The sequence below is a fragment of the Microbacterium sp. KR10-403 genome (assembly GCF_040196215.1).
Lineage (GTDB): Bacteria > Actinomycetota > Actinomycetes > Actinomycetales > Microbacteriaceae > Microbacterium.
Genome location: NZ_JBEGDC010000003.1, coordinates 167,855 through 179,097, shown reverse-complemented (window position 1 = coordinate 179,097; position 11,243 = coordinate 167,855). Strand labels below are relative to the sequence as shown.

Below are 11,243 nucleotides of genomic sequence, written 5' to 3'. Positions count from 1 at the left end.
CTATCGTGCGCGGTTTCCGTGCCACATGCGACGCGGCGATATATCGGTCAGGAGCGCGACGGCTGCAGCCGTACGGTGACGATGTTCGTCGACTCGTCGAGCTCGGCGACGTCGGGATGCGCATTCACGAAGTCGGAGAACGACTTGTGGCCCAGCACCTTCTCGCTGAACGAGGGGTCCATGCGCTTGAGCAGGTTCTTGACGGCCGAGAGGTGCATCCACTCCTCGTCGGTGCGCACATGCTCGAGCTTCAGCGCCCGCTCGAGGAGCTCGCCCGACGGGTCGGGTGCGGGCTCCTGCTTCTTCTTGCGGGTGCGGGCGGGCGCGGCATCCTTCGTCGCCTTCGCGGCCGGCTGCGGCTTGGTGATGCCCGGCAGCTCGTCGTAGTCGTCGAACTGGTCGCAGGCGGCCGCGAGCGATTTGGCGGTGGATCCCGCCACGCCGATGCCGACGACGAAGCGGCCCAGCCGCTTGCAGCGCTGCGCGAGTGGAACGTAGTCGCTGTCGCCGCCGACGATCACGACGTGCGTGAGGTCGGGGAGGCGGAACATGTCCTCGACCGCGTCGACCGCGAGCCGGATGTCGGCGCCGTTCTTCGCATACGCGGCCGCGGGGAACAGCTGCACGAGGTCCACGGCGCGTGCGACGAGCTGCTGCCGGTACTCGGCGTTCACGGGGTTCGACCAGTCCGCATACGCGCGGGTGAGCACGAGGGTGCCGAACGAGGCGGCGTAGTCGATGATCGCGCCGACGTCGATGCGGGCCTCGGCGAGGCGTGCGGCGATCTCCGGCTCGGTGGCGTCGGCGACGATGCGCTGACGGTCCTTCGAGTACGAGTTGCGCCCGTGGACCCGGTCGTACCACGACATCACGATGTTGTCGAAGTCGAGGTAGACGGCGACGCGGGCATCCTGTGCGTGAGGCATGCGTCCAGTGTGACAGGTGACCCTATGCTCGTGTCATGCCCTACGTGTTCTCGCTCCTGGTGCTGGCGGCGATGGTCTTCGCCGTCGTCGACATCATCACGCGTGACGACGCGCAGATCCGTCTGATGCCCAAGGCGCTGTGGCTGATCCTCGTGATCCTCGTGCCGCTCGTGGGCGTGATCCTCTGGTTCGTGCTGGGTCGCGAGCACGACGCCGGGTCGGAGCCGGTCGTGCGCATGCCGCGGCCGCAGCGGTCGCAGCGCCCGTCGGCGCCCGCCACCCCGCCCGCGCCGCCCCTGCCGCCCCGCGACACGCGCAGCACCGAGCAGCAGCTCGCCGACCTCGAGCGCGAGATCGAGGAGGAGCGGCTGCGCGCCGAGCTGCGTCGCCGGCAGCAGGGTGACGGCGGCCGGTCGGTGGAGTAGCGCCGGCGCCCGTCAGTCGGCGGAGTAGACCACGCCGATCTGGCGGCGCACCTCGTCGAGGGTCGCCATGATCGCGACGCTCTCGTCGAGGGGCAGGATGTCGCTGTCGCGGCGCCCTTCGGCGATGATCCGCTCCGCTTCGAGCGCCTGGTACTGCATGCCGCGGCCCTCGATCTCGCTGCGGTACTCCTCGAGCACGCTCCCGTCGGGAGCGGTGACGCGGAAGGTCGTGGGGGAGTACCAGACGCCGTCGATGTCGATGCGGGCGTGGGTGCCGAGCACGTGCGCGGTGTTGGGGCCGGCCGTGCGCGACGACGAGAACGTCGTCGAGACCGCACCGCCGGAGTGCGTGAAGATCGTGGCGACCTCGGTGTCGGCGCCGGTCTCGCCGAGCCGTCCGCGGGCGGTGACGGTCTCGGGCGTACCGAGCACATCCCAGGCGAAGGAGACCGGGTAGACGCCCAGGTCGAGCAGAGCGCCGCCACCGAGGGCGAGGTCGTTGAGACGGTGGGCCGGGTCGCTCGGCAGCTTCTGCGTGTGGTCGGCGAACAACGAGCGCACCTGCCCGAGCGTGCCTGCGGCGAGGATCTCGCGGATGCGGCGCATGTGGGGCAGGTACCGGGTCCACATGGCCTCCATCGCCAGCAGACCGGCCGCGGCCGCGGCATCCCGCACCTCCTGCGCCTGGCGTGCGGTGAGGGTGAACGACTTCTCGACCAGTACATGCTTGCCTCCGCGCAAGCACAGCAGGGCGTCTTCGGCGTGCATCGGGTGCGGGGTCGCGACGTAGACGATGTCCACGTCGGGGTCGGCGGCGAGCTCCTCGTACGATCCGTGCGCGCGCGGGATGTCGAACTCGGCGGCGAAGGCGGCGGCGGCCTCAGGGCGACGCGAGCCGACCGCGCGGATGTCGAGCCCCGCGGTGCGCAGGTCGGAGGTGAAGGCGTGGGCGATGCCGCCCGTGGCGAGGATGCCCCAGCGAAGTCCGGTCATCGCACCAGACTAGTCAGAGCAGCGCGAGGCCGCGGTCGAGGTCGGCGATGAGGTCGTCGGCGTCTTCGAGCCCGATCGACAGGCGCACGGTCGACCACGAGATGCCGCCGTCGGCGAGCTGCTGCGGCGAGAGATGGCTGTGGGTCATGGATGCCGGGTGGGTGACGATGCTGCGGGCGTCGCCGATGTTCGCGAGGAGGCGCAGGACGCGCAGGCCGCCGATGAAGGTCTCGGCATGGGCGAAGTCGGCCTCGTCGTCGCCCGTGGAATGCAGGTCGATGGAGAACACCGACGGCACGCCGCGGGTCAGATACGTCTGCGCCGCCTCGTGCCACGGGTTGCCGGCCAGGCCGGGGTGGTGCACGCGCGCGACTGCGGGGTGCGCGGCGAGATGCTCGGCGACCCGCTGCGCGGAGGCCGCGTGGCGCTGCATGCGCAGGTCGAGGGTCTCGATGCCCTGCAGCAGCGCGAAGGCCGTCGACGCCGACAGCGTCGGCCCGAGGTCGTGCATGTGCTTGGCTTTGATGAACCCGATGAAGGGCGAGGTGTCGCGGAAGTGCTCGACGTAGCTCTCGCCGCTGGGGATGCGGCGGGCGGGCTCGGTGAGCGCGGGCCACTTCTCGGGCGCGGCGGTGAAATCGAAGGTGCCGAGGTCGACGATCGCGCCGCCGATCACGGTGCCGTGCCCGCCGAGGAACTTCGTGGCGGAGTGCACGCTGATGTCCGCCCCGAACTCCTTGGGGCGCTGCAGATACGGCGTCGCGACGGTGTTGTCGACCACGAGCGGCACCCCGGCGTCGTGCGCCGCGTCGGCCACCGCGCGCACGTCGAGCACCTGCGCGATGGGGTTGGCGACCGTCTCGGCGAAGAAGAGGCGCGTCTCGGGGCGCACGGCCGCGCGCCAGGCGTCGATGTCGTCCTGATCGACGAAGGTGGTCTCGATGCCCCAGTCGGGCAGCGTCTCGACGAGCAGGTCGACGGTGCCGCCGTACAGCTGGTTCGCGGCGACGACATGGCCGCCCCGGCCGGTGAGGGCGAGGATCGCGAGGGCCACGGCCGCCTGGCCGGAGGCGACGCCCGCGGCCGCGACGCCGTCTTCGAGCGCGGCGACGCGCTGCTCGAAGATCGCGGCGGTGGGGTTGCCCGTCCGCGCGTACACGTCGCCCTCGGCGCGGTGCGCGAACAGATCGCGGGCATGGGTGAGCGAGCGCAGGGCGAACGCGTTCGACTGGTAGATCGGCGGCACCGCCGCCGTCACCGTCGTGGTCGGCGAATACCCCGACTGCACCTGTGCGGTGGCGAAGGACGACGGGGGACAGTCGGCGCTCTCGGACATGCGTCCATTCTCGCCGCGCGGGGCGCGGCACCCCGTGTCGTGTGTCGAACTGTTGCGCTACGGGACGAGCGTGATCTTCCCGTCGACGCCGGCCTCGAGCGCGCGGTGCGCCTCGGCTGCTTCGGCGAGCGGGAACGAGGGCCCGAGCTCGACGCTGAAGCGCCCCGCGGCCATGAGATTGAGCGTCACCGGCATCGCCTCGGCGCGCAGCTGCTGCGCACGCGCCGTCAGCGGCTCGGGCGAGCCGCCCAGGAACGCGCGGATACCCAGGTCTGCGGCATCCTTCCCCCGCACCAGCGTGACGATGCGGCGGCGATCGGCGACCAGACGGAGCGAGACGTCGATCGCCTCGTCGGTGCCCGCGATGTCGATGACCGTCGTGATGCCCTGGGGTGCGGCATCCCGCACCCGCTGCTCGAGGCCGTCGCCGTAGGCGACGGGGATGCCGCCGAGCGTCCGCACGCGCTCATGCCGGCGGGGCGATGCGGTGGCGACGACGGGAACGCCCCACAGGCTCGCGAACTGCACGACGGCCTGACCGACCGCTCCCGAGCCGCCGTGCACGAGGAGGGTGTCGCCGGGGCGCACGTCGAGCGAGCGCAGGGTCTGGTAGGCCGTTCCGGCCGGGATGCCGAGGGCCGCGCCCTCCGCCGCGGACACGTGCACGGGACGCGGCTGCACATGCGCGAACGGCAGCGTGATCTCGGTCGCGTAGGTGCCTGCCGCTCCGAACACGATGACGGGGTCGCCGACGCGGAAGCCCTCGACGTCGGGCCCGATCGCGCTGATGGTGCCCGCCGCGTCAGCGCCGAGCCCGCGCGGAGAGGTGATGGGACCGCTGGGGCGCCTGCCCGAGCGGATCTTCGCCTCGAGGGGATTGACCCCGACCGCGGCCAGACGCACCGTGACCTCCCCGGCCGCGGGGGCCGAGGAGGTCACGTCTTGCAGCGTCAGTACCTCGGGGTCGCCGAACTCGACGTACTCGATCGCCTGTGCCATGTGCTCCAGCTTGTCACGGAGCGAGCGGGTTGGCGCCCTGCTCCTTCGCGGCTGCGGCCTCGATCTCGACGACCTTGGGGTCGTTCTCGTCGGCGCCGTAGTCGCTGGGCTTGGTCGTGTCGCCGGTGTCGGTCACCTTGAACGCGCGCAGGATCAGCGTCACGACGACCGCGACGAGGGCGTTGACGACGAACGCCGACACGCCGATGTACACCGTGATGCTCGTGAACGGGAACGCCGCGATCGAACCGCCGAAGTGCTTGCCGGTGGCCGGGTTCACGACGTTGTACGCCGAGACGGTGCCGTACAGGATGCCGGCTGCCCACCCGGCGAACAGCGCCCACTTGTTGAACCAGCGCGTGTACAGACCCGCCACGATCGCCGGGAACGTCTGCAGGATCCAGATGCCGCCCAGCAGCTGCAGGTTGATGGCCGCCGAGGTGTCCATCCCGAGCACGAACACGAGGGCTCCGAGCTTGACGACCAGCGAGACGAGCTTGGAGACCTTGGCCTCCTGCTGCGGCGTCGCGTCCTTCTTGAAGTAGTCCTTGTAGATGTTGCGGGTGAACAGATTGGATGCCGCGATCGACATGATCGCGGCCGGCACCAGGGCGCCGATGGCGATCGCGGCGAGGGCGACGCCGGCGAACCACTTCGGGAACAGGTCGGTGAACAGCTGCGGGATCACCAGCTGCGCGTTGACCGCTCCGTTGAAGTCCACGGGGTTCGTGCCCGCCTTGATCGCGACGTAGCCGAGCAGTGCCAGGCCGCCGAGCATGAGCGAGTACAACGGCAGGATCATGGCGTTGCGGCGGATGGTGTTGCGCGACTTGGTCGCCAGCACGCCGGTGATCGAGTGCGGGTACATGAACAGCGCCATGGCCGAGCCGAGCGCGAGCGTCCAGTACGCGTTGAACGAGCCGGCACCGGGGATCACGGCGCCGAACGGCTTGCCGGTCGCGTCGTTGACGGCGCTGAGCTTGTCGTCCGCTGCCGAGAAGATGCTCTCCCATCCGCCCACCTTGCCCGGCAGGTAGATGATCGCCACGATGATGGCGGCGTAGATCAGGATGTCCTTGACCACCGCGATCAGCGCGGGCGCACGCAGGCCGGCCGTGTAGGTGTAGGCGGCCAGCACGACGAACGCGATGATCAGCGGCAGGTCGGCCATGAACGCGTTCGTGTTCGACCCGAGGCCCAGGACCGTGAGCACCGACTTGATGCCGACCAGCTGCAATGCGATGTACGGCATCGTCGCGACGATGCCGGTCAGCGCGATGGCGAGCGCCAGCGGGCGGCTCTTGTAGCGGCCGCCGATGAAGTCGGCCGGCGTGACGTAGCCGTGCCGGTGCGAGACCGACCACAGGCGGGACATGAGCAGGAACACGATCGGGTACAGCACGATCGTGTACGGCACGGCGAAGAAGCCGCTGACGGCGCCGGATGCCCACATGGCCGCGGGAACCGCGACGAACGTGTACGCCGTGTAGAGATCGCCGCCCAGCAGGAACCAGGTGACCCAGGTGCCGAAGCCGCGGCCGCCCAGGCCCCACTCGTCGAGGGAGTTGAGACCCCGCTCGCTCGGCTTGGTGCGCCAGCGCGACGCCATGAAGCCGATCACGGCGACGACGACGAAGAGGATGACGACGATGACCAGCGGGATCCAGTCGATGGACCGCTGTCCGGTGGCGTCTGCAGTGAGAACGTGCATCAGACGGCCTTCCCTTCACGGACCTCGGCGCGGCGACGGCGGTCTTCCTTGCGCATCAGCAGGTAGGCGAGGCCCAGCAGGCCGGAGGCGATGAACACCCACAGCATCTGATACCAGTAGAAGAACGGAATGCCCCACAGTGTGGGGTCCCAGCTCGCGTACATCGGCACGAGCAGGGGCATCACGATCGCGATCGCGATGAGGATGCCGGCGAGGATGTACGGCCCTGGTCGGGCCGGTCCTCGCGTAGGGGTGTCATGTGACGTCATCGTCAGTCCCTTCCGGATTCAGTTGTTCGTCGGGTTACCTGGGAGTAACCCGAGAGAACACTTTTCTCCGGGCGGTGCCTTCACGTCAAGCGGGCGCGCGAACAGAGCTGTGATCGTGTCGAAAGTCTCACGAACTCTTCGCGGCCAGTGCCTTCACGATGCGCGGCAACGACACCGGCTGCGCGGTGCCCAGCGTCTGCGCGAACAGGCTGACGCGATACTCCTCAAGCATCCAGCGGGCGGTCACGAGTGCCTCCGGGGCGTCGGGAGGGGTCGGGATGAGGCCGCCCGCGTCGTCGTACAGGGCCAGAGCGCGTTCGAGCTCGGTCTGCCGTTGCCGGTCGCGTCCGGGATTGTCGGGCAGCGCCTGCAGGCGCAGCAGGGCGCCCTGCAGGTAGCGCGGCAGGTGCGCGAGCTGGGCGAGCCCGGTGCGCGACACGAACCCCGGGAAGACGAGGCCGGCCAGCTGCGCCTTGACGTCGCCCAGCGCCGAAAGCAGGGTGAACGCGTTCGTGCGCTTGATCGTGCGCTCCACCTCGCGCGCCGATGTGAGGATGCGGGAGAGCAGCGAGACCGCCGCGAACAGCTCGTCCATGACCGCCGCCGCGAACGCCTCGCGCACGGCGTCGAACTCGGCCCGGGTGCGCACGACGCCGCTCGGGTGGGTGCGGTCGATGACAGCGTCGGCCACGGCGACGCGGCAGTCCTCGACGGCGGCGCGGGCGGACGGGTAGGGGGATGCCGCCAGCGCGAGCTTCTCGGCCGAGGTGAGGTGGTCGAGCACGTAGTCGGCCGGGCTCGGCGTCGACAACAGCACCAGGCGCCGCACGCCCGCGCGCAGCGAGGCCGCCGCCTGCTCGGGGGTGGCCTCGATGCGCGCCGAGACCGATGTGCGGTCGTCGACGAGCGCGGGGTAGCCGCGCACGACGCCGCCGGCGACCTTCGTGTCGACGACCTCGGGGATCGCGTCGATGTCCCACGTGGTCATGCCGGCGCGCTCGGGGAAGGGCGTGCCGGGTCCCTGCATGACCGGGCGCGGCCCGTGCGACGAAGGGCCGGTGGGTGTCGGGGATCCCGGGCCTCGGCCCTTGGCCTCGCTGCGTTCGCTCAGGGACCTGGAAACGGCGTTGCGCGACTTCTCGGCCAGCCGCGCCTGCAGCTCGGCCAGGTCGCGGTCCGACCCGATCGTGCGCCCGCGGGCGTCGACGGCGCGGAACGACACCAGCAGATGGCCGGGCACGCGCTCCATATCGAAGTCGGCGGCGCCCACCGGCTGGCTCGCGACACGGCGGATGCGGTCGGCCAGCGCCTCGCGTAGCGTGCTGCGCGGCATCCCGTCGCTCGACTCCGGTCCCTGTCCGTCCAGCTCCTCGGCGAAGCGCGCGGCCCAGTCGGCGGCGGGCACGACGTGCCGGCGGATGGTCTTGGGCAGTGAGCGGATGAGCGCGGTGATGAGCTCGTCGCGCATGCCGGGCACCTGCCAGTCGAACCCGTCCGGGCGCAGCTGCGCGAGCAGCGCGAGCGGCACGACGACCGTGACGCCGTCGTCGGCGGCGCCCGGCTCGAAGCGGTACGCGAGCGAGAGCACCTGGTCGCCCTGCGTCCATCGGGTGGGGAAGTCGCGGGCGTCGGCGCGTGACGCGTCGTCGACGAGGTCGGCCTCGGTCAGGTCGAGCAGGTGGGGGGTGCGACCCGATGCTTCGCGCCACCAGGTCTCGAACGAGCGCACATCGAACACGTCGCGCGGTACGCGCGCGTCGTAGAACGCGAACACGGCCTCGTCGCCGACGAGGATGTCGCGGCGGCGCTCGCGCTCCTCGACCTTCTCGAGACGGCGGCGCAGCTCGAGGTTGCGCCGCTCGAACGCGGTGAGGCGCTTGTCGAGGGCGGACGGATCCCACTCGCCGTCGACGAGCGCGTGCCGCACGAACAGCTCGCGGGCCAGCGGGCGGTCGAATCGCGCCAGCTGCACGCGGCGGCGCGGAATGATCTCGACGCCGAACAGCGTGACCTTCTGCGCGGCGACGGCGGCGCCGGCATCCTTCGACCAGTGCGGATCCGACAACTGGCGGCGGGCCAGGTCTCCGGCGAGCGGCTCGGCCCACTCCGGATCGATCACGGCGACCGTGCGGGCGAACAGCCGGCTGGTCTCGACGAGCTCGGCGGCCATGACCGCCTGCGGGCTCTTGCCGCGCAAGCCCGACCCGGGGAAGATCTGGAACCGCGTGCCGCGCGCCCCGAGGTACTCGGCTCGCGGCTTGCGACGCTTCTCGCCCTTCGCCTTGCGGTCGGAGGGCGATGCGAGCGACCGGGTGTCGAGCACGCCGATCTGCGAGAGCAGCCCCGAGAGGATCGCCTTGTGCACGGCGTCGGGGTCAGGTTCGGCGGTGCCCGCGCCGCCCTTCAGCAGCGAGCCGAGCTGGCGGTGCACGTCGAACCACTCGCGCACGCGCACGTAGTTCAGATGCTCGGCGCGGCACGTGCGCCGGAACGCGCTGGAGCCGAGCTCGTGCTGCAGCTGCTGCAGGTGGCTCCACAGGTTCAGGATGCTGAGGAAGTCGCTCGTGGGGTCCGTGAACCGCGCGTGCAGCCGGTCGGCCTCTTCGCGGCGCTCTTCGGGACGCTCGCGCACATCGGGGATCGACAGGCCCGCGACGATCGCACGCACCTCGGTGAGCACGCCGGTGCGGCGCGCCTCGAGCAGCATCCGCGCGAAGCGCGGGTCGATGGGCAGACGCGCGAGCTCGCGGCCGATGTCGGTGAGTTTGCGCTCGCGCACCGCGCCGAGCTCGACGAGCAGATCGAACGCCGCCTTCACGCCGCGCGAGTCGGGAGGCGTGAGGAACGGGAAGTCGGCGATGTCGCCGAACCCGAGCGAGAGCATCTGCAGGACGACCGCCGCGAGGCTCGTGCGCAGCACCTCGGGCTGCGTGAACTCGGGGCGGGTCTGGAAGTCGTCTTCGGCGTACAGCCGGACCGCGATGCCGGGGGCCGTGCGGCCGGCGCGGCCCGAGCGCTGCATCGCCGATGCCTGCGAGATGGGCTCGATCGGCAGTCGCTGGATCTTGCTGCGGTTGCTGTACCGCGAGATGCGGGCGGTCCCGGCATCCACCACGTAACGGATCCCGGGGACGGTCAGGCTCGTCTCGGCGACGTTGGTGGAGAGGATGACGCGGCGGCGCACGCCCGCGACGGTCGAGCGCTCGAAGACCCGGTGCTGCTCGGCGGCCGACAGGCGCCCGTACAGGGGGAGGACCTCGGTGGGGGCGGCGTCCTTCGCGTACATGCCGCGGACGGCATCCATCGCGTCGCGGATCTCGGCTTCGCCGGGCAGGAACACGAGCACGTCGCCGGCCGGCTCGCGGTCGAGTTCGCGCAGGGCCGCGGTGAGCGGCTCGATGTCGTCGTCGGTCTCGGTGCCGGGCCGGTAGCGGATCTCAACGGGGTAGGTGCGGCCCGACACCTCGATGATCGGCGCGGGCGTACCGTCGGGCTCGGCGAAGTGCTTCGCGAAGCTCTCGGGATCGATCGTCGCCGAGGTGATGATGACCTTCAGCTCGGGGCGGCGCGGCAGGATGCGGCGCAGATACCCGATGAGGAAGTCGACGTTCAGGGATCGTTCGTGGGCCTCGTCGACGACGATCGTGTCGTATTTGCGCAGCAGGCGGTCGCGATGGATCTCGTTGAGGAGGATCCCGTCGGTCATCAGGGCGATGCGCGTGTCTTCCGACACCTTGTCGGTGAAGCGCACTTTGTAGCCGACGGTCGTGCCCAGCGGCACCTGCAGCTCTTCGGCGACGCGCTCGGCGATGCTGCGGGCGGCGATACGGCGCGGCTGGGTGTGCGCGATGCGCGTGCGGCCGAGCTCGAGACAGATCTTGGGCAGCTGCGTGGTCTTGCCCGAGCCGGTCGCACCGGCCACGATCACGACCTGGTGATCGGCGATCGCGCGCGCGATCTCGTCCCGCGCCGCGCTGACGGGCAGCTCGGGCGGGTAGGCGATGACAGGTTCGGGCGCAGACACAGCCTTCGATCGTATCGCGTCGGGCGCGCCCCGGTGTCTTCGGGCGGGAGTAGAACGGAGACAGGCCGCGGCCGCGGCCCGTGACGGACGGAGATGAGGAACCATGTCGCAGCGCATGTCGATCCAGAGTGTCGACCCAGAGGCCTACCGGGCGGTGCTGGCCCTGGAGAAATACGTCAATGGCGGCACCGTCGATGAGACTCTCCTGCTGCTCGTGAAGATCCGGGCGTCGCAGCTCAACCGCTGCGCCTGGTGCCTCGACATGCACCTGACCGAGGCGCGCACCGCCGGTATCGACCAGCGCAAGCTCGACGTCATCGCCGGATGGAACGAGGCCGGCGACCTGTTCGATGAGACCGAGCGCGCCGTGCTGGCCTTCGCCGAAGAGGTCACCCTCGTCAGCGAGCACGGCGTGCGCGACGAGACGTGGGCGGCACTGCGCGCCCACCTCGACGAGAATCAGACGCTGACCGTGCTGATGGCCGCATGCGCGATCAACGTGTGGAACCGCATGAATGTGACGGCGCGCACCGACCTGCCGCAACGCGACTCCTAGGCTG

At 70.5% G+C, this 11,243-nt stretch carries 9 protein-coding genes; 2 read left to right on the top strand and 7 right to left on the bottom strand.

The annotated features are described in order from the left end of the window. Positions 1–47 precede the first annotated feature (47 nt). Positions 48–926 (bottom strand): NYN domain-containing protein, encoded by an 879-nt coding sequence (locus tag ABMQ42_RS07600; RefSeq protein ID WP_349722300.1) that lies wholly within the window; start codon positions 924–926, stop codon positions 48–50. A gap of 35 nt (positions 927–961) precedes the next feature. On the opposite strand from ABMQ42_RS07600, the gene ABMQ42_RS07595 reads away from it, so the two are divergent. Beyond that, positions 962–1,351 (top strand): PLD nuclease N-terminal domain-containing protein, encoded by a 390-nt coding sequence (locus tag ABMQ42_RS07595; protein WP_349722298.1) that lies wholly within the window; start codon positions 962–964, stop codon positions 1,349–1,351. Positions 1,352–1,363: 12 nt separating this feature from the next. Here the strand turns inward: ABMQ42_RS07595 and ABMQ42_RS07590 are convergent, their stop codons facing one another. The 6 genes from ABMQ42_RS07590 to hrpA form a co-directional block, all read right to left on the bottom strand. Continuing rightward, positions 1,364–2,344, bottom strand: coding sequence for a Gfo/Idh/MocA family protein (locus ABMQ42_RS07590; protein WP_349722297.1), 981 nt, complete (start codon positions 2,342–2,344; stop codon positions 1,364–1,366). A gap of 13 nt (positions 2,345–2,357) precedes the next feature. Continuing rightward, the gene (locus tag ABMQ42_RS07585) at positions 2,358–3,680 is read right to left on the bottom strand and encodes an O-acetylhomoserine aminocarboxypropyltransferase/cysteine synthase family protein (protein WP_349722296.1); all 1,323 of its coding nucleotides are present in this window, start codon (positions 3,678–3,680) and stop codon (positions 2,358–2,360) included. A 57-nt stretch (positions 3,681–3,737) separates the two neighbouring features. After that, positions 3,738–4,679 (bottom strand): quinone oxidoreductase family protein, encoded by a 942-nt coding sequence (locus ABMQ42_RS07580; RefSeq protein ID WP_349722294.1) that lies wholly within the window; start codon positions 4,677–4,679, stop codon positions 3,738–3,740. 13 nt (positions 4,680–4,692) lie between these two features. Then, a complete protein-coding gene (gene mctP, locus ABMQ42_RS07575; RefSeq protein ID WP_349722293.1) occupies positions 4,693–6,390 on the bottom strand; it encodes a monocarboxylate uptake permease MctP in 1,698 nt (565 codons plus the stop codon). Beyond that, on the bottom strand, positions 6,390–6,659 hold the full coding sequence (locus ABMQ42_RS07570; RefSeq protein ID WP_349722291.1) for a DUF3311 domain-containing protein: 270 nt from the start codon (positions 6,657–6,659) through the stop codon (positions 6,390–6,392). The genes mctP and ABMQ42_RS07570 overlap by 1 nt, the downstream gene beginning before the upstream one ends. Positions 6,660–6,786: 127 nt before the next feature. Then, positions 6,787–10,683: an ATP-dependent RNA helicase HrpA gene (hrpA, locus tag ABMQ42_RS07565; RefSeq protein WP_349722290.1), complete on the bottom strand. Its 3,897-nt coding sequence runs from the start codon at positions 10,681–10,683 to the stop codon at positions 6,787–6,789. 103 nt (positions 10,684–10,786) lie between these two features. Here hrpA and ABMQ42_RS07560 point away from each other — a divergent pair, with 103 nt between their 5' ends. After that, entirely contained in the window at positions 10,787–11,239 is a 453-nt protein-coding gene (locus ABMQ42_RS07560; protein WP_349722289.1) for a carboxymuconolactone decarboxylase family protein, read from the top strand. Positions 11,240–11,243: the final 4 nt, after the last annotated feature.